An 18,080-nucleotide genomic window follows, 5' to 3' on the forward strand; every position below is an offset into this window, starting at 1 on the left:
CCGGGAGCTGAATGGAGGTAGCCGCAATGGTTGCTGACAACCCAGTCCAGCCCGGGCTGGACTTTCCCGCCGGGTCCGGGCATGCCGTTCAGCCCTCCCTGCTGCAGGGCTTTCCGTCGCGGAAGCTGCCTGCGGGGATCGTCCTGGCCGGCCATTTCCCCGTGGCCCGGGTACTGGTGGAGTCGTCCCTGCCGCACCTGGACCGCCCCTTCGACTATGCAGTTCCTGCCGCCCTCGGCCACGCCGCCCAGCCGGGGGTCCGGGTCAAGGTCAGCTTCAACGGCCAGGACCTCAGCGGTTTTGTCCTGGAGCGGGTTGCCGAATCGGATGCCGGGCACACCCTGGTGCCGTTGTCGAAGGTGGTGTCCCCGGTCCCGGTCCTGACGCCGGCCGTACGTGACCTGGCCACCGCCGTTGCCGCCCGTTATGCGGGGACCGTGAGTGATGTCCTTCGCGTTGCCGTACCGCCCAGGGTGGCCCGGCTGGAAAAGGAGTTTCCCGGCGCAGGCGCGGAGGCCGGAACGGTTGCGCAGCCGGAGGGCACAGGCCAGGACGACGACGGCCTGCTGCCTGCCCCTGCCTCCGCCTGGGCCGCTTACCGGAACGGCCCCGCTTTCCTCAGGCATCTTGCCGACGGCGGTGCCCCCCGTGCCGTTCTCAACCCGCTGCAGGGATACGGCCCGGCCGGCTGGCCCCGCCTGCTGGCCGAGGCGGCCGCCGCTGCGTACGCTGCAGGACGCGGTGCCGTGCTTGTGGTGCCGGACTACCGCGACCTGGACCGGCTCGAAGGCGCGCTCAAGGAAGTGCTGCCGGAGGAAGCCGTGGCCAGGCTCGCCGCAGATGATGGCCCCACCCCCCGGTACCGGAACTTCCTGCGCCTGCTGGCAGGGACCGCCCGGGTGGCCATCGGCACCAGGTCCGCCGCTTTCGCCCCCGTCAAAGAGCTGGGCCTGGTGGCGTGCTGGGACGACGGCGACGACCTCCATATCGAGCAGCGCGCACCTTATGCCCATGCCCGGGAGGTCCTGCTCCTGCGCGCCGGGCAGGAAGGCGCCGCGTGCCTGCTTGCAGGGCATGCCCGGAGCACCGAGGTCCAGCGGCTTGTGGATGCAGGCTGGGCACTGCCCGTTGAGTCGGAGCGTGCAGCCACCCGCCGGACTGTGCCGCGGGTCGTCAACACCGCGGACAGCTTCGAGCAGGAACGCGATCCGCTGGCCACCATTGCCCGCCTTCCCGGCGCCGCCTGGCGTGCTGCCAAGGAGGGCCTCGAACGCGGCCCGGTCCTGGTCCAGGTGGCCCGCGCCGGCTACGCGCCGTCCCTCGCCTGCGAGACCTGCCGCGAGCCCGCCCGGTGCGGAGCCTGCCAGGGGCCGCTCGCTCTTGCCGGTACGTCCGCCATGCCCCAGTGCCGTTGGTGTTCCACGCCGGCCCCGGACTGGCAGTGCCCGCATTGCGGTGGCCGCCGGCTCCGCAAGGGTGCCACCGGGGTCCTGCGAACGGCGGAAGAACTTGGCCGTGCGTTCCCCGGAAAAACCGTCATCACCTCCTCCGGCGACCAGGTGAAGGCCTCGGTGGGCGGGGGCACGGCCCTGGTGGTGGCCACGGTGGGGGCCGAACCGGTGGCCGACGGCGGTTATGCGGCGGCCCTGCTGCTGGACGGTGATTCGCTGCTGCGCCGCGAAACGCTCCGTGCCGGCGAAGACACCGTGCGCCGCTGGTTCAACGCCGCAGCCCTGGTCCGTCCGGCACCCGAGGGCGGCCTGGTGGTGGTGACCGCCACAGAGACCGCCGCTGTGGGAGCCCTGCTGCGCTGGGACCCGGCCGGCTATGCACAGCGGGAACTGTCCCTGCGGACCGAACTGCAGCTTCCGCCGGCGGTGCGCATTGCGTCCGTTACCGGGCCCCGCTCCGCCGTCGAACACTACACCGGAGCCGTGGAAGCAGAACTGGGGACGGCGGGCATCACCCTGCGGACCGCAGGCCCGGCACCCGTGCTGCTTAACAGCCAGCCCTCACCCCGGCGCCCGGCCGAGGACGTCCGCACCCTGCTGTTCTTCCCGTACAGCCAGGCGGCCGCCGTCGTCCGCGTGCTGCGGGTGACACGGGCAGCGGCGGCGGCCAAGCGCACCATGGAACCCGTCCAGGTCCGGCTGGACGGGGTCGATGTCCTTTAGCGGCGCCGCTTCACAATCTCTGCCGCGACGTCCACCAGTTGGCGGGCGGACTCCTCCCAGCTGAACTCACGTGCGCGGCTGACGGCCCGGCGGGACGCCTCCTGCCACCGTTCGCCGTCCTGAAGCTTTGCCACCGCTTCGGCGAACTGCTGCGGGGATGCCGGGTCCACGTATGTTGCCGCGTCACCGCCCACTTCACGGAAGATGGGAATGTCACTGGCGATGACGGGCGTGCCGATTGCCATGGCCTCCACCAGCGGAAGGCCGTACCCTTCGGCCCGGGAAAGGCTCACCAGCGCCGTTGCCGTCCTCAGCAATGCGGCATACTCCTCGTCCGTCACGCCGTTGTGGAAGACCACCGAGGCGCCCGGTGGAACCAGGGACTCCAGCTCTGCCCGCCGCTGCGGCGTGATCCTGCTGAGCAGGTGGAGGGTGTAGCCGGGAAGCTCTGCCATGCCGGCCACCATGGTTTCCACGTTCTTGTAGGGCATGAACGACCCCATGTAGACAATGGACTGCCCGGCACCTGCTTCCGCCGGGCGCGGGTCCTGCTCCGGCTGCGGGGCGTTGCTGATGATCCGCACCGGGCGGCGGGTGAGGCGGTACTTGGCAATCAGTGCCTCAGTGGTACGGCTGATGGTGGCCACCGTGTCGGCCCGGTCAAGGAGCAGCCGTTGCGGCCAGAACGCCTTGTGGTAGAGCCGCCACAGCAGCCGCACCGGGGCGGGCAGGAACCCGGGCGGTTCCGGGTGCTCGTAGTAGATCAGGTCGTGCAGGGTCAGGACGAGCCCGTACCTGCGCCCCCAGGTGCCCATTGTCTGCATGGGACACACCACAACGTCGGCCCCCAGGGCGTTGACCTTCCGGGCCACGAACAGTTCCAGCGGTGAGAGCGGGCTGCTGATCAGGGTGTAGGGAACGTCCGGGAGCAGTGCCAGCTGCCGGACGTCGGAGATGAGCATGGACACGTCAGCGATTTTTGCGGTCGCGGCGATCAGGCTTGCCCCGTAGCGGCTGATGCCGTCATGGTGGTCAGTCCTGGTGAACCGGGCATCGATGACGATCTTCATGCGGGGTGGTCCTTCAGGAAGCTGCGGATGTAGGTGGCGGCCGGCCCGGGAGTCTCGTAATGGATCAGATGTCCCACCCCGGGAATCACCCGGAGTTCCGCGTCCGGGAGCAGGGCCAGCAGGCGGTGCTGGTCGGGGAGGGTGGCGATCTCGTCCTTCTCGCCGGCGATCAGCAGGACGGGAAGGGCCAGGCGTGCGGCCACCTCCGCAACATGGCTGCTGACCGATGCGGTGAAGGACTCGAGCAGGCTGTCCCGGTTGGCGAAGGCGCTGAAGTAGGCATGGTGCTGGCCGTGGATGAAACGGCGGAGGTTGCGGTCGCCCGTCTTCGCCATCGCTTCGCTCATCACCCGGACGATGAGCGGGCTGCGGAGCAGCGCCAGTCCCAGGGGACGGGGGAGCCGCGCGGCCAGCCGGTAGTACACCACGGCCAGCCGGGTCATGATTCCCTTGGGCCCCTCGAGGGCCGGAGCGGCAATGGGGTTGATGAGGATCAGCGGGGTAACGGCCGTTGGGTGCCCTGCCACAAAGTGTGCCGCGATGATGGACCCGAAGGAGTGCCCCAGCAGGACCGTGTCCGGTCCCAGATCCAGGGCCGCCATGAAGTCTGTGATGAATTGGCCGTAGCGCTGCACGGAGTGGGGGCCGGAGTCGAAAGGCCCGGAACTGCCGAACCCGGGAAGGTCGGGCATGATGATGCGCATGTCCGGAAGCTGGTCCGCAACGCGCAGGAGGCCGTGATGGTCGCCGCGGAACCCGTGGATCACCAGGATGGTCCGGGTGTCCGGGCCGGTTTCCTGGGGGTCATAAGTCCAGAAGGCGACCTTGGTTCCATCAAGTTCAACGGTGGAGGCGGTGGTGCGTGCCGCCAGGTCCGGGCTGATGTAGGCAGGCGCGGCTGATGGCCCGGGGTTTGTTGTTTTCATGGGTCGTGGCCTTAGTTGACGTTGTCCGGATGGGAGCCGGTGCGCTGTCCCCGCTCAAGTCCTGCGAGTGCAGCCATGTCCCTCTCGGAAAGTTCGAAGCGGAACACGTCCAGGTTCTCCCGGATGCGCGCCTCGGAGCTGGCTTTGGGCACGGCGGCGTGCCCCAGCTGCATATGCCAGCGGAGGATGATCTGGGCGGGGGTCCTGCGGTGTTCCGCCGCGCACGCCTGGACAACAGGGTCAGCCAGGACCTGGCCGCGGCCCAGGGGGCTCCACGCTTCGGTCATGATGCCCAGCTCGCGGTGCTTGCCGCGCAGTTCCTCCTGCTGCAGCCACGGGTGCAGTTCCACCTGGTTGACGGCCGGAATCACTTCGGCCGTCTGCAGCAGGCGGTCCAGGTGGGCAGGCTGGAAATTGCTCACGCCGATGGCACGCACCCTGCCTTCCCGGTAGAGCGTCTCGAGCGCCCGGTAGGTCTCCGGAAAGAGCCCCTTCCGCGGGCAGGGCCAATGGATGAGGTACATGTCCACGTAGTCCAGCCCCAGGTTCACCATGGACGTATCGAAGGCCCGCAGCGTGGCGTCATAGCCGTGGTGGTCGTTCCACACCTTGGTAGTGATGAACACGTCCTCCCTGGACAATGCCGGAAAAGACTCACCCGACCCGCCGCTGCCCGGTTGCGTGCTGAGCTGCGGGCCGACGCCGCGGGCCACGCCAAGTTCATTGCCGTACATCGCCGCGGTGTCGAAACGCCGGTAGCCGGCACCTAGTGCGACGGCGACCAGCCCTTCCGCGTCCCGGGCAGGCACCTTGTACAGCCCGAAACCAAGCTGGTCGATCAGCACGCCGTTGTTCAGGCTGAGCTTGGGTGAGGTTCTCATACCATCGACTCTACCCATTCAGTGTGGCGTGGCCTTCGAAATGCACCAGCCTCCGCGCGGTGGCTTCCAGGGCTTGTCACGAGTCCGGTGCGATCATTGCAGGGACGGGCGCTTGCCAACAGCCGCCACCAAGACAAGGACGTCACATGAACCAGTACATACTCGCCCTCGACCAGGGCACCACCAGCACCCGCGCGATCATCTTTGACCACGACGGGGCGGTCGTCTCGTCGGGCCAGATGGAACACGAACAGATCTTTCCCCAAGCGGGATGGGTCGAGCACAATCCGGCCGAGATCTGGAACAACACCCGGGAGGTCATCGCCTCCGCCCTTGCCAAGGCAAACCTGACGCGGCACGATATTGCCGCCGTCGGAATCACCAACCAGCGCGAAACCGCTGTGGTGTGGGACAAAACCACCGGCGAGGCCGTGTACAACGCCATCGTGTGGCAGGACACGCGCACGCAGGGCATCGTGGATGAGCTGGCCAGGGACGGGGGAGCGGACCGCTTCAAACAGAAAGTGGGCCTGCCGCTGGCAACCTACTTCTCCGGCACCAAGATCATGTGGATCCTGGACAACGTGGCCGGCGCCCGGGAAAAAGCCGAGGCCGGTGACCTGGTGTTCGGCAACACCGACGCCTGGGTCCTCTGGAACCTGACCGGCGGCGTGGACGGCGGAGTCCACGTCACCGACGCCACCAATGCCTCCCGCACGCTGTTCATGGACCTGGAGACCCTGCAGTGGGACGACGAAATCCTCGGGATCTTCGGGGTCCCGCGGAGCATGATGCCGGACATCAAATCCTCCTCGGAGGTGTACGGCCGCGTGCACACGTCCCAGTTGCTCAGGGAAACTCCGGTGGCCGGTATCCTGGGCGACCAGCAGGCGGCCACCTTCGGCCAGGCAGCCTTCCAGGCCGGCGAGGCCAAGAACACCTATGGCACCGGATGCTTCCTGATCTTCAACACGGGCGAAGAGATCGTCCATTCCAGGAACGGCCTCCTCACCACGGTGGGCTACAAACTGGGCGACGCCGCACCCCACTACGCCCTGGAAGGTTCCATCGCCGTCACCGGCTCCCTCATCCAGTGGCTGCGGGACAACCTGGGAATGATCAGCAGCGCCCCCGAGGTGGAAACCCTGGCCGCATCGGTCAAGGACAACGGCGGTGTGTACATCGTGCCGGCGTTCTCCGGCCTGTTCGCCCCCTATTGGCGCTCCGACGCGCGCGGCGCCATCGTGGGCCTTACCCGCTTCGTCAACAAGAACCACATCGCCCGTGCCGCACTGGAAGCCACCGCATTCCAGACCCGCGAGGTGCTGGACGCGGTCAACGCGGACTCCGGCGTGCCGCTCACCGAACTGAAGGTCGACGGCGGCATGGTCACCAACGACGCGCTGATGCAGTTCCAGGCGGACATCCTGGGCGTGCCGGTCATCCGTCCCATGGTGGTGGAAACCACTGCCCTCGGCGCAGCCTACGCCGCAGGCCTCGCCGTCGGCTTCTGGAAGGACCTCGGCGAACTCTCGGCCAACTGGTCCGAGGACAAGCGCTGGGAACCCCAACTGGACCAGGCCGAACAGGACAGGCAGCTGCGGCTGTGGAGGAAGGCCGTCACCAAGTCCATGGATTGGGTGGACGATGACGTGAAGTAACCCAATCCTGGCTTCTTTCAGCCCTCGTGGGTTTCGATGGTGCCGGCGTTGCCGTCGACTGTTACTAACTGTCCCGTTCTCAGGACGTGGGTGGCGTTGCCGGTGCCCACCACTGCGGGGATGCCGTACTCACGTGCAATCAGGGAGGCGTGCGCTGCCAGATTGCCGCCGTCGGTGACTACTGCCGCGGCGTCGGTGAAAAGCGGGGTCCAGGCCGGCGCCGTGACCCTCGCTACCAGGACTTCGCCCGGCATGAACCGGGCGAACTCCCCGGGGCCGTCAACCACGCGCACCCGGCCCATGGCCCGGCCGGGACTGGCCGGATGCCCCACGATGGCACCGCCCGGCAGGTTCCTGGTGCTCCGGGCCGAATTGGCAATGCGGTCAAAGGCGTTGCCCAGTAGCGGCGGCATCTTACCCAGGGTCAGCGGGGCTGCCAGCTTCCGCTGCCGGAGCCAGTCAGCCCGGCGCCGGGACACGGCGTCCTGCTGGGGCGGCGCGTCCGTACGCAGGGCATCCAGCGTCACGAAGTAGACGTCGTCAGGGGCCGCGATTATTCCGCGGTCATGGAGACGGCCGCCCAGCTCCGCGGCGCAGCGGCGAAGCAGTGGCCAGCCCAGGGTGAAGTCCCGGGCCTGCTCTTCGCGGAGGATTGCGTAGTGCTGTGCCACGCTCAGGAGGACTTCGAACTTTTCCAGCCGAGGGGTTCCCCTGAGTACCGCGCGGCACGCCGCCTCAGTTATTGTTCGCCGCTCAGCTGCCACCGTGGCGGGAAGCGGCCCGGACGTGCCACCCGGCTCCGCGTGGGAGGGGAAGCGTTCACCCGCCGTCGGGTGGTACCAGTCGAGGCTGTATACGGCATGGGGAACAACGGCAGGCAGGGGCGACAGGCCGCCCAGAAGGACCTGGTAGCCCATGGCGTTCTCCGAATCGGGTGCTGCCGATGCGAGCGCGCCGGCGAGGTGCCGGCGCCAAAACCTGCCCAAGGCAACTTCCATTTTCCATGCGGCGCCGCCTGTGGCCGAAATAAACCAGAGGTATTCCCCAGCCTGCCGGGCCACCTCATCCACAATGGAGATCAGTTCCGGCATTGTTGCAGCAGGCAGTGCCGGCCGCGATGAGTCGATAAGGGCCTTGTAAGCAGGCAGGCAGTCTTGGCGCCATGTGCCCTCAAGGCCGCGAAGGATCGTCCTGTCCGCACCTGCCGGGTCGAACGTGGGCCGCAGGACCGCGTTGATGAAGAACGACAAGGACTGTCTGGCCGCCCCACCGAAGAGCATCCGGGGGATGGACGTGGGACTGGGCGGGGAAAGGTAATACCAGCCGTTGACCACCCCGCTGCGCACGGGCGCGGCGACTCCCAGGGTCTCTCCCAACGTTCCGTTGAAGGCATCATCAATTCGCGGGATCAGCCAGTCCATGAATAAGGGCGTCACAGGTTCGGGCAGCCACTCGCCCAGCCGGAAATTCCGCACCCAGATACCTTTGCCTGGCGGTTCCCACACCACGGGATCAGGCAGGGCGGTCATGGGGCGGGCCTGCAGGATCTGGACGTGGCCGTCGCGGTCCACCGCCCATTCAATGTCCTGTGGGCAGCCGAAATGCCGGCCGATCCTGCCCGCGATGGCGGCCACCGCCGTCGCGGTTTCAGCCGAGAGGAGTCCGTCCTCACCGCGCGCGTGCACAGGCAGTCCCGTCCGGACGATCCATTCCTCTCCTGTCTGCAGGCCCGAGACGAGGCTCTCACCCAGCCCCGGGACAGCGGAGATGACGGTTTCGCTGCGGTCCCCGGTCAGGGGGTTGGCAGTGAAGGCGACGCCTGCGGCCGCGGCATCCACCATCTGCTGCACCAGGACGGCCATGCCCCCGCCGGCCTGAGCCGGACCAAGGTCATCGCGATGCTGCTGGAGGCTGGACTCGTAGGCGCGGATGCGGTCCGCCGTGGCAGCGTCACAACAGCGTTCGACGGCGGCGGCCAGGTCAGGGGCGGACACGTTGAGGTAGCTCTCATACATGCCCGCGAACGACGCCCCGGGCAGGTCCTCGGCGGCGGCAGAGGACCTGACTGCATAGGGGCCGGACCCGGCCCTGCGGGCGGCGGCCTGGAGTGCGCCATCCAGCCCGGCGCCGGCGTCCTGCGCCCTGGCTGCTGCGAGGGCAGTGCCGGTTACAACGAAACCGGCCGGGACCGGGAACCCGGCTGCGGCCAGCCCTGACAGCGCCGCGGCCTTGCTGCCGACGGTTTCCCTTGCCAGCGCGGCGGGATGGCCCAGAGGGGGAAACAGGATGTCTTCGCTCACGGGAGTCACCGGTCCGGATCAGTTGTTGCCTCGCGGACCCCAGTGTATTCCTGCGCTGCCGCGCCGGACAGGGCCGCGCATGCGGCGGCACCGCGATGCTTCGGTGCGCTAAAGTAGTTCCATGCGTGCGATCCTTCTGCTTAGTTAGCCGCCAGGTGTCCGGGACACGGACAGCTGAGCGGCAGCCCCTCCATGGTGAGGGGCTTTTGTGTGTCCGGGAGTATTTCCGGTCCGGCAGCAGGAGGATCAGGCCGTTATGGCAGCACAGATGCCGTAACAGAACAGAAGAGGGCAGCAGTGGGCGTTCAGCCGGAGACAGAGACCGGAACAGCAGCAACAGTGGCGGCGGATGGGCCCGAGGAGGGCACCTACAGCTTCACGGCCATGGAGGCCAAATGGCCCCAGGTGTGGGAAGACCTGAAGGTCTTTACCCCTGTCGACGACGGATCACGGGAACGCCGGTACGTACTGGACATGTTCCCCTACCCGTCGGGTGACCTGCACATGGGCCACGCCGAAGCGTTCGCCATGGGGGACGTGGTGGCACGCTACCTGCGCCAGCAGGGCTACGACGTGCTCCACCCGATCGGCTGGGACTCCTTCGGGCTGCCTGCCGAGAACGCCGCCATCAAGCGCAACGCCCACCCGAGCGAGTGGACCTACGCGAACATCGACACCCAGGCGGCGTCCTTCAAGCGCTACGCCATCTCGGCTGACTGGTCGCGCCGGCTGCACACCTCGGACCCCGAGTACTACCGCTGGACGCAGTGGCTCTTCAAGCGGTTCTACGAGCGCGGTTTGGCGTACCGGAAGGACTCGCCGGTCAACTGGTGCCCGAAGGACCAGACTGTCCTTGCAAACGAGCAGGTTGTCAACGGAGCCTGCGAGCGCTGTGGCACCACGGTCACCAAGAAGTCGCTGAACCAGTGGTACTTCAAGATCACCGATTACGCCGACCGGCTGCTGGATGACATGGAAGAGCTGCGGGGCCACTGGCCCGAGCGGGTCCTGGCCATGCAGAAGAACTGGATCGGCCGCTCCGAAGGTGCCCACGTCAACTTCGTGATCGAGGCCGACGGCGGCAAGCCCGCCAAGGACGTCACGGTCTTCACCACCCGCCCGGACACGCTGTACGGCGCCACGTTCTTCGTGGTGGCAGCCGACGCGCCACTCGCCGTCGAACTCGTCACGGAGGAGCACGCCGCTGCCTTGGCCGAATACCGCGAGAAGGTCAAGGCCCTCACCGAAATCGAGCGCCAGTCCACCGAACGGGAAAAGACCGGCGTCTTCACCGGCCGGTATGCCGTGAACCCGCTGAACGGGGAGAAGCTTCCCGTCTGGGCCGCCGATTACGTCCTGGCTGACTACGGCACGGGCGCCATCATGGCCGTCCCCGCCCACGACCAGCGCGACCTCGACTTCGCCCGCAAGTTCGACCTTCCCGTGCGCGCCGTCCTGGACACCGGCGAGGAGGACCCTGCAGTATCCGGCACCGCCACAGCAGGGGAGGGGACACTGATCAACTCCGGCGATCTGGACGGCCTGCCCAAGTCCGAAGCCATCCCCGCCGCCATCGCCATCCTGGAAAAGCAGGGCACGGGCGAGAAGTTCGTCAACTTCCGCCTGCGCGACTGGCTGCTGAGCCGCCAGCGCTTCTGGGGCACACCCATCCCGATCATCCACTGCCCCGCCTGCGGCGAGGTGGCAGTTCCGGACGAGCAGCTGCCCGTCACGCTCCCGGCTGACCTCCGCGGCGAGGACCTGTCGCCGAAGGGGACATCCCCGCTGGCTGCCGCCGAGGCCTGGGTCAACGTTGAATGCCCCAACTGCCACGGACCTGCCAAGCGGGACACCGACACCATGGACACGTTCGTGGACTCGTCCTGGTACTTCCTGCGTTTTGTGTCGCCGCAGTACACGGAGGGTCCCTTCGATCCGGAGAAGATCAACGACTGGATGCCGGTGGGACAGTACGTGGGCGGCGTGGAGCACGCCATCCTGCACCTGCTGTACGCGCGCTTCTTCACCAAGGTCATCCACGACCTCGGCATGATCGACGCCGACGAGCCGTTCAGCGCCCTGCTGAACCAGGGCCAGGTGCTCAACGGCGGCAAGGCCATGAGCAAGTCCCTGGGCAACGGTGTTGACCTCGGCGAGCAGCTCGACAAGTACGGCGTGGACGCCGTCCGCCTGACCATGATCTTCGCCTCCCCGCCGGAGGACGACGTCGACTGGGCGGACGTGTCGCCGTCGGGTTCCGCCAAGTTCCTGGCCCGGGCCTGGCGGCTTGCGCAGGACGTCACCAGCCAGCCCGGTATTGACCCCGCGGCCGGTGACCGGGCGCTGCGCTCCGTCACGCACCGGACCATCGCCGATGCCGCAGCGCTGCTGGACAACAACAAGTTCAACGTGGTGGTGGCCAAGCTGATGGAGCTGGTCAACGCGACCCGCAAGACCATCGACGCCGGCGCAGGCGGGGCCGATCCTGCTGTCCGCGAGGCCGCCGAGGCCGTTGCCGTCATCCTCAGCCTCTTCGCGCCGTACACGGCCGAGGACATGTGGAACGTCCTGGGCCACCCAGCTTCCGTCGCGAACGCCGGCTGGCCTGCCCACGATGAGGCGCTGCTGGTCCAGGCGACCGTCACCGCCGTCGTCCAGGTCCAGGGCAAGGTCCGCGACAGGCTCGAAGTCTCCCCGGACATCAGCGAGGACGCACTTCGTGAACAGGCCCTGGCCAGCGAAAACGTCCAGCGCGCCCTCGACGGCCGCGGCATCCGCACCGTTATTGTCCGCGCACCTAAACTGGTGAACATCGTCCCGGCCTAGCATCCAGCAAGCCGGCTCCGGCCACCGGAACAATTCCGGTGGCCGGTCACCGACACCAGGAGGCCACTTGCCCGAGAGAAACACCGCCGCCTGGACCTGGTTCCGTGCGCGCCTGGCGGGCCTCCGCCCCCCACCCAGGCCGGGAGCCGCCGTCGTACGCACCGCGGTGGTGACCGACTCCGCTGCTGCCCTGCCGGCGGAGTGGGTAAACGGGCTCGGAGCAGAGGGACTGCTGACGGTCATTCCGATGCCCGTGATGGTGGGCGCGGAAATTTACGGCGAGGGCGAAGACGACATCCTCGAGACCATCGCGCTGGCCCTGGCCGCAGGAAAGGCGGTGAAGACGTCGAGGCCTTCCCCGGGCCAGTTCGAAAATGCCTACCGTGCCGCCCGGCGGCTGGGATACGAGGCCGTCGTGTCCATCCACATCTCCGGGGAACTTTCGGGCACGGCTGACGCCGCGCGGCTCGCTGCTGCGCGGGTGGACATTCCCGTGGAAGTGGTTGACTCACGCACCGTCGGCATGGCCCTGGGTATGGCGGTACAGGCCGGAGTGGCCGCCGCGGCAACAGGCGCGGACGCAGCCGGGACCGCTGCTGCCGCAGCAAGCCAGGCTGCCCGCACCACCGTGTATTTTTACGTGCCCAGCCTTGAGCAGCTCCGCCGCGGCGGACGGATCGGCGCCGCGGCCTCCCTGGTGGGAACCATGCTCGCCATCAAGCCGATCCTGGCCGTCGATGACGGCAAAATCGTGCCGCTGGAAAAAGTGCGTTCAGCGGCCAAGGCAGTGGCGCGCCTGGAGGAAATCGTTGCTGCCGAGGCGGAAGCACGGAATGGGGCGGTGCGGCTGGCCGTCCACCACTTCGGAAACCCGGAGGAAGCCGAAAGCCTGGCCGTCCGGCTGTCAGCGGCACTGCCCCACTGCCCGCCAGCTCAGATCAGTTCCCTGCCGGCCGTGCTGGCCGCGCATGCGGGGCTGGGGGTTCTGGCCGTCATCGTGGGCCAGGAACCTGACGGGGCCGAGGCGGCGCAACTGTCCACATAGCCGCCGCCGGTCCTGTTGCCGGGGGACCGGTGTCCCTAGCGTGAAGGCATGTCACGCCGGGATGCTGGAGCAGCAGGTCATCAGGCGCGCCATGCCAGGGACAGGCTGCAGGCCACCCTTGGGCCCGGCCCCGGGGGCCTCCTGCTGGAAGGGAGCGGGGAGCAGGCGTTTGAATACCTGGGCCCGGAGCAGGGGGACTCGGACGGCCTCGAGGGGCACGGGAACGGTGAAGGCCCGGAATCCCTTGGCTCCCCGAAGGTGGGGCCCGCGCTGCGGTGGCGGGTGGGCATGCGCGTCGCCATCCTCCTGGGAATCCTTGCCGTAGCTGCGGGGGCGCTGTTCTGGTGGCAGACCGCATCCGGGCGGCCGGAAACCCTGCCCCTGAGCGGAATCAGTCCGGGCGGCACCGAAGCGACAGGCGGGGACGCAGCGATAGAAGGTGCCGGGGAGCCGGAGGCCGACGCGCAGCCTGGCGGTGGCGTGGAGCCTGGGGGAGGGGACCCCTCGGCCCGTGATCCGTCCCCCGGCACGGTGGTGGTCCATGTCGCCGGTGCCGTGGCCAGCCCGGGCGTGGTCCACCTGCCCGCCGGAAGCCGTGTCCACGAGGCCATCGCGGCCGCCGGGGGCGGAACCCCGGATGCCGACCTGAACCGCCTCAACCTTGCCCTTGTTGTCGAGGACGCCCAGAAGATCCACGTCCCACGGCACGGGGAAGCAGCTCCGGCGGGACCGGAGAGTGCAGGAACCCCTGATCCCGGTGCCGGCGCAGGTGGGGCTGCGGGCGCACCGGCGGGCTCGAAAATCAATATCAACACGGCTGAGGCCGCCGAACTTGATGCCCTGCCCAAGGTGGGCCCGGTGCTGGCCCAGCGGATCGTGGACTGGCGCAAGGAACACGGAGCGTTCAAGAGCATCGAGGAACTGGATGCCGTTGACGGCGTGGGGCCCAAGATGCTTGAGGCGTTGCTGCCCCTGGTGACCGTATGAAGCGGGACAGGCCATGAACGGCAGCCGGATGCGCAGCGGCGGAGGGCAGCGGAGGCCCAGCCCCTGGAGCCGCTACGTGGAGTCAGCCGTCCGGGGCGGGGCGGCTGATGCTCCCTCCGTCGAAGTGGATGCGGGAGGGGACCGGGCCCCCTTGCCTGCCCGGGATGCCCTGACCGGCCGCCCGGGTAAGCGCCCTCAGGGACAGCCGGCGCCCCGCCCCGCAGGGCCACATCGCCGGGATTTCCGTGAATACGGCGGAAGGCTTTCTGAATTCGCCCGGGAGCGGGCCGGCACCAAGGGAGCGGGACAGGGGAACGACGCCGGCAGTGAGGCCCCGCGGCGCCGCACCGACGTGCGCCTCGCATTGCCGGCCGCCATGGTCTGGGGTGCATCCATCGCGGGCCTGTGGCTGACGCCGTCTGTCCTGGCTGTGCTGTGTATCGGGTTGCTTGCCCTGGCGGCACTTCTGCTGGTTCGGCTTTCACGGCTCGCCGGCCGCACACCTGCCAGGCGAAGCTTCCTCGCCACCACTGCTGTGGCCTGCGTGCTGGCCGCTGCCGCCGCAGCACACTCCTCCACAGCATCAAGCCAGCGGTTCGAGGGTCCCTTGGCCGCAGCCGTAGCCTCGGGGAAGTCCGTTGTGGCCGTCGTCGAGGTGGCCGGGGCGCCGCGTGCCCTGGACGCGCCCCGGCAGGCAGGGCCGCCGGCGCGCTGGTCGGTTCCGGTCTGGACCCGGGAGGTGACCACGGGCGGGATGTTGCTCCGGACCCGCGCGCAGTTGATGGTGATGGGCGGCGACACGTGGGCAACGCTGGTCCCCGGGCAATCCGTCCGCGCCACCGGAAAGCTTCGGCCTCCGGACCCCGGGCGGCAGGAGGCAGGCACCCTTACCGCGTCATCCGCACCGGGCATGCCTACCGGCGGGAAGGGGCTGGAGGGCGCGGCCAAGGATTTGCGGACACGCTTTGTTGCGGCCTCGGCCTTTCTGTCGCCCGATGCGGCAGGCCTGCTCCCGGGAATGGTCACAGGGGATACCAGCGCCCTGGATGAGGGACTGGAAAATTCGATGAAAGCGGTGGGCATGACGCACCTGACGGCAGTCAGCGGGGCCAACTGCAGCCTGGTCCTCGGTGCCGTCCTGCTCGCCTGCAGGCGGTTCCGCCTGCCGCGCATTCCTGCGGCGGCGGTTGCCCTCACGGTATTGGGGCTGTTCGTGGTGCTGGTGGGCCCGGACGCGAGTGTCCTGCGGGCAGCCCTGATGGGGGCTGTGGGGGTGGCTGCGTTGGCGGGAGGCCGCTCCGGCCGGGGACTGAGCTTCCTCTGCCTGGCCGTTATGGGATTACTCCTCCTGGACCCCGGGCTTGGCGGCAGCTTCGGCTTCCTGCTGTCGGTTCTCGCGACGCTCGGAATTATCGTCCTGGGCCGGCGCATCATCGAGTGGACGCCGGCTGCAGTTCCCCGCTGGGCAGCTGCAGCCGTGGCGGTCCCGTTGTCGGCCCAGCTCCTGTGCGGGCCGGTGATTGTGCTGCTGCAGCCCCAATTCTCCACGTATTCGCTCCTGGCCAACGTGGTCGCTTCGCCGCTGGTGGCGCCCGTGACGCTGCTGGGGACAGCAGCCGTTCCCCTCATTGTCCTGGCACCCTGGCTGGCCACCGTGCTGATCGCGGTGGCGGGGACGTTCAGCGCCGGGGTTGCCGGCACGGCCCGGATCGCCGCCCGGCTTCCCGGCTCGGCCCTGGCCTGGCCCGAGGGCGTGCCCGGGCTGCTGTCCATGGTGCTTTTTTCGGTTCTGACAGTGGCTGCCGTGTGGGCGCTGGCACGGCCCGGGCAGGCCATGGACCTGGTTCTCGCTTCGCACCGGCACACGGTGGTGCTCCTTGCACTGCTGGAGCGGCACATCGCTGCCGTCCGCGCCCGCTGCGGCTTTGACCGCGGGCCGGGACGTGGCAGGCTGGGATTCTCCACAAAACTTTCCGGAAGGAACCCCCGATGGCCGCTGCGCAAAAGCGAGCAACCCGTTCCCCGGCGTCGAATGCCGCCACCTGGCGTGACGTAACCCCTGCCGCCGTCGTCCTGGTCAGCGGGCCTGAGGAATATCTGGGCATCAGGGCCATGGACACCATCCGAGCGCAGGTCCGGGCAGCGGCTCCGGACGTGGAAGTGAGCCGCATCAATGCGGCAGGCTACGAGGCCGGGACGCTGCTGATGCAGGTCAGCCCCTCACTGTTCGGTGAAAGCAAACTGATCGAGGTTGAAGGTGTCGAAGCCATGAATGACGCCTTCCTCGCTGACGCCCTTCGGTACCTGGACCATACGGAACCGGACGCCGTGCTGGTCCTTCGGCACGCCGGGGGAACGCGCGGCAAAAAGCTTCTGGACGCCATCAAGAAGGCCGGCTGGCCCGTGGTTGACTGCCAGCCCCTGAAAAAGGACGCCGACAAGATGGCGTTCGTTTCCGCCGAATTCAAGACCGCAGGGCGCCGCATCGAACAGGAAGCCGTCCTTGCCCTTGTCAACGCAGTCGGAGCCAATCTTTCCGAGCTCGCTGCCGCATGCAGCCAACTGGTGGCAGACGCCGGCACCACAGTGACGTCGGAAGTGGTGGACCGCTACTACGGCGGGCGGATCGAGGCCACCGCATTCAAGGTGGCAGATGCCGCGATGGCAGGCAACGGCCCCTTGGCGCTGTCCACGCTCCGCCACGCACTCGCTACCGGAGCCGACCCCGTTCCGCTCGTGGCAGCCCTCGCCGCCAAACTGCGCACCGTCGCCCGGGTGGCGGGAGCCTCCGGTTCCTCAGCCCAGATCGCATCCGAACTGGGAATGCAGCCCTGGCTGGTGGAACAGGCCCAACGCGACGTCCGCCGCTGGACACCGGAGGGGCTGGTCCGTTCCATCCAGGCAACTGCCGAAGCCGATGCCCAGGTCAAGGGATTGTCCCGCGACCCGGTGTATGCGGTAGAGCATGCCGTGACGGTGATAGCGATGTCCGTCCAGGGCAGGTAACGCGTCCCCGCGCCCGTGCATGCGGGGGCCGCTGACCCGGTTCCCGCGCCCGCTTCACGGTGCTGCCTATTGGTGCTTAAAGATGTGTGGCCGGTACCCGAGGGTACCGGCCACAACCATCAGTTCAGACGAACTGGAAACCTTAGAGTGCGTTGACCTTCTTGGAGATCGCCGACTTGCGGTTCGCTGCGTTGTTCTTGTGCAGAACACCCTTGCTGACAGCCTTGTCCAGCTTGCGGCTGGCAGTAACCAGGGCAGCAGCAGCTGCATCCTTGTCCGTGGACTCAACGGCGGTGTTGACGGCGCGGATGGCCGTCTTCAGCTCGGACTTGACTGCGTTGTTGCGCAGGCGTGCCTTCTCGTTGGTGAGGATGCGCTTCTTCTGGGACTTGATATTCGCCACGTGTGAACTCTCTTTTTAATGCGGAAATGGTCTAGAGGGCTTTCAGATTGGCCATTGACTGAGCGGCGTGGGGATACCTATGGCGGCCAACCATCAGTGGCCGTCGACCTGCACGGACACACAGCTATAAAGAATAGCAGGTCAGGCGCCGGACTGGCCATTTTGCCGTTAAGACCAGCCGTGTCGCCGCCGCAGCCCGGCTGCCACGCTGTCGAAGCGCGTCCGGTCCAGGACCGCGCCTTCCCGCCGGATGCTGTCCGGCCTGATCTGCAGGATGCGGTCAAGCCTGGCTTCACTCGGCCGGCCCTGCCGGTCCCAGCCTCCCTTGCCCAGGTCCACATAGTCGATGGAGGCCGACGCGGCCGGAACGCGGTCCCGGCTGGTGAGCATCAGCCCCAGCAGGTAGGGCCCGCTGCGCCCCACCAGGAGGACCGGTCGGTCCTTCCCGCGGGTGTGGTCCTCTTCGTACGGAACCCACGCCCAGACAACCTCGCCCGGATCCGGGGCACCATCGGGCTGCGGCGCATACGAAACCTTTGACCGCCCCAGGAAATCACCGGGGTAGGCGTCCCCGGGCCGGCCCGCGGCAACGGCACCGGCGGAAGCTGCATTCCGGGAACCAGACTTCTTGGACATGGAACCCCGGGTAGCGCGGTTCGGTGCGGGGCGGGGGCCGGCGGGTGGTGTTGCCCGTCCTACCTTCCGCAGCAGCCGGAGGCCGCTTCCGACGGCTTTTCCCAGGGAACGGAGGAGGTTGATAGCCATCCCGCCACCCTATAGCCGGCGGTGCGCCGGGGAATG

At 68.0% G+C, this 18,080-nt stretch carries 13 protein-coding genes; 7 read left to right on the forward strand and 6 right to left on the reverse strand.

Annotation, left to right across the window (positions count from 1 at the left end):
- The first annotated feature begins 26 nt into the window (after window positions 1-26).
- The gene (locus tag DXK94_RS16325; protein WP_115525757.1) at window positions 27-2,174 is read left to right on the forward strand and encodes a primosomal protein N'; all 2,148 of its coding nucleotides are present in this window, start codon (window positions 27-29) and stop codon (window positions 2,172-2,174) included.
- Here DXK94_RS16325 and DXK94_RS16330 read toward each other — a convergent pair.
- The 3 genes from DXK94_RS16330 to DXK94_RS16340 are packed head-to-tail and all read right to left on the reverse strand — an operon-like array spanning window position 2,171 to window position 5,051.
- Entirely contained in the window at window positions 2,171-3,244 is a 1,074-nt protein-coding gene (locus DXK94_RS16330; protein ID WP_115525758.1) for a glycosyltransferase family 1 protein, read from the reverse strand. The genes DXK94_RS16325 and DXK94_RS16330 overlap by 4 nt on opposite strands.
- Window positions 3,241-4,170, reverse strand: a complete 930-nt coding sequence (locus DXK94_RS16335) for an alpha/beta fold hydrolase (protein WP_115525759.1) — start codon at window positions 4,168-4,170, stop codon at window positions 3,241-3,243. The genes DXK94_RS16330 and DXK94_RS16335 overlap by 4 nt, the downstream gene beginning before the upstream one ends.
- Window positions 4,171-4,181: 11 nt before the next feature.
- Window positions 4,182-5,051 (reverse strand): aldo/keto reductase, encoded by an 870-nt coding sequence (locus DXK94_RS16340; protein WP_115525760.1) that lies wholly within the window; start codon window positions 5,049-5,051, stop codon window positions 4,182-4,184.
- A gap of 146 nt (window positions 5,052-5,197) precedes the next feature.
- Between DXK94_RS16340 and glpK the strand changes: the two genes are divergently transcribed.
- The gene (glpK, locus tag DXK94_RS16345; protein ID WP_115525761.1) at window positions 5,198-6,712 is read left to right on the forward strand and encodes a glycerol kinase GlpK; all 1,515 of its coding nucleotides are present in this window, start codon (window positions 5,198-5,200) and stop codon (window positions 6,710-6,712) included.
- A 17-nt stretch (window positions 6,713-6,729) separates the two neighbouring features.
- Here the strand turns inward: glpK and DXK94_RS16350 are convergent, their stop codons facing one another.
- On the reverse strand, window positions 6,730-9,012 hold the full coding sequence (locus DXK94_RS16350; RefSeq protein ID WP_181884856.1) for a PEP/pyruvate-binding domain-containing protein: 2,283 nt from the start codon (window positions 9,010-9,012) through the stop codon (window positions 6,730-6,732).
- Window positions 9,013-9,309: 297 nt separating this feature from the next.
- Between DXK94_RS16350 and leuS the strand changes: the two genes are divergently transcribed.
- The 5 genes from leuS (at window position 9,310) to holA (ending at window position 16,876) form a co-directional block, all read left to right on the forward strand.
- Window positions 9,310-11,838: a leucine--tRNA ligase gene (gene leuS, locus DXK94_RS16355; RefSeq protein WP_115525763.1), complete on the forward strand. Its 2,529-nt coding sequence runs from the start codon at window positions 9,310-9,312 to the stop codon at window positions 11,836-11,838.
- A 67-nt stretch (window positions 11,839-11,905) separates the two neighbouring features.
- Window positions 11,906-12,883, forward strand: coding sequence for a DegV family protein (locus DXK94_RS16360; protein WP_115525764.1), 978 nt, complete (start codon window positions 11,906-11,908; stop codon window positions 12,881-12,883).
- Between the two features lie 48 nt (window positions 12,884-12,931).
- Window positions 12,932-13,870 carry a helix-hairpin-helix domain-containing protein gene (locus DXK94_RS16365; RefSeq protein WP_115525765.1) on the forward strand — a complete coding sequence of 313 codons (939 nt, stop codon included), beginning with the start codon at window positions 12,932-12,934 and terminating at the stop codon, window positions 13,868-13,870.
- Window positions 13,871-13,883: 13 nt separating this feature from the next.
- A complete protein-coding gene (locus tag DXK94_RS16370) occupies window positions 13,884-15,926 on the forward strand; it encodes a ComEC/Rec2 family competence protein (RefSeq protein ID WP_258868579.1) in 2,043 nt (680 codons plus the stop codon).
- Window positions 15,860-16,876: a DNA polymerase III subunit delta gene (gene holA / locus DXK94_RS16375; RefSeq protein ID WP_115525845.1), complete on the forward strand. Its 1,017-nt coding sequence runs from the start codon at window positions 15,860-15,862 to the stop codon at window positions 16,874-16,876. Before DXK94_RS16370 ends, holA begins: the two co-directional genes overlap by 67 nt.
- 142 nt (window positions 16,877-17,018) lie before the next feature.
- Here holA and rpsT read toward each other — a convergent pair whose 3' ends face one another.
- Together rpsT and DXK94_RS16385 are read right to left on the reverse strand one after the other, a co-directional pair.
- The gene (gene rpsT / locus DXK94_RS16380) at window positions 17,019-17,279 is read right to left on the reverse strand and encodes a 30S ribosomal protein S20 (protein ID WP_056739236.1); all 261 of its coding nucleotides are present in this window, start codon (window positions 17,277-17,279) and stop codon (window positions 17,019-17,021) included.
- Between the two features lie 168 nt (window positions 17,280-17,447).
- A complete protein-coding gene (locus DXK94_RS16385) occupies window positions 17,448-18,044 on the reverse strand; it encodes a type II toxin-antitoxin system PemK/MazF family toxin (protein WP_115525766.1) in 597 nt (198 codons plus the stop codon).
- Between the last annotated feature and the right edge of the window lie 36 nt (window positions 18,045-18,080).

It is taken from the genome of Arthrobacter sp. RT-1, from assembly GCF_003367205.1.
GTDB lineage: Bacteria > Actinomycetota > Actinomycetes > Actinomycetales > Micrococcaceae > Arthrobacter.

Excerpts from the sequence above, each read along its gene's own strand:
- glpK (WP_115525761.1), top strand. The coding sequence starts at position 5,198 with ATGAACCAGTACATACTCGCCCTCGACCAGGGCACCACCAGCACCCGC.
- DXK94_RS16385 (WP_115525766.1), bottom strand. The coding sequence starts at position 18,044 with ATGGCTATCAACCTCCTCCGTTCCCTGGGAAAAGCCGTCGGAAGCGGC.
- DXK94_RS16330 (WP_115525758.1), bottom strand. The coding sequence starts at position 3,244 with ATGAAGATCGTCATCGATGCCCGGTTCACCAGGACTGACCACCATGAC.
- DXK94_RS16340 (WP_115525760.1), bottom strand. The coding sequence starts at position 5,051 with ATGAGAACCTCACCCAAGCTCAGCCTGAACAACGGCGTGCTGATCGAC.
- DXK94_RS16325 (WP_115525757.1), top strand. The coding sequence starts at position 27 with ATGGTTGCTGACAACCCAGTCCAGCCCGGGCTGGACTTTCCCGCCGGG.
- DXK94_RS16335 (WP_115525759.1), bottom strand. The coding sequence starts at position 4,170 with ATGAAAACAACAAACCCCGGGCCATCAGCCGCGCCTGCCTACATCAGC.
- DXK94_RS16365 (WP_115525765.1), top strand. The coding sequence starts at position 12,932 with ATGTCACGCCGGGATGCTGGAGCAGCAGGTCATCAGGCGCGCCATGCC.
- holA (WP_115525845.1), top strand. The coding sequence starts at position 15,860 with ATGGCCGCTGCGCAAAAGCGAGCAACCCGTTCCCCGGCGTCGAATGCC.
- DXK94_RS16370 (WP_258868579.1), top strand. The coding sequence starts at position 13,884 with ATGAACGGCAGCCGGATGCGCAGCGGCGGAGGGCAGCGGAGGCCCAGC.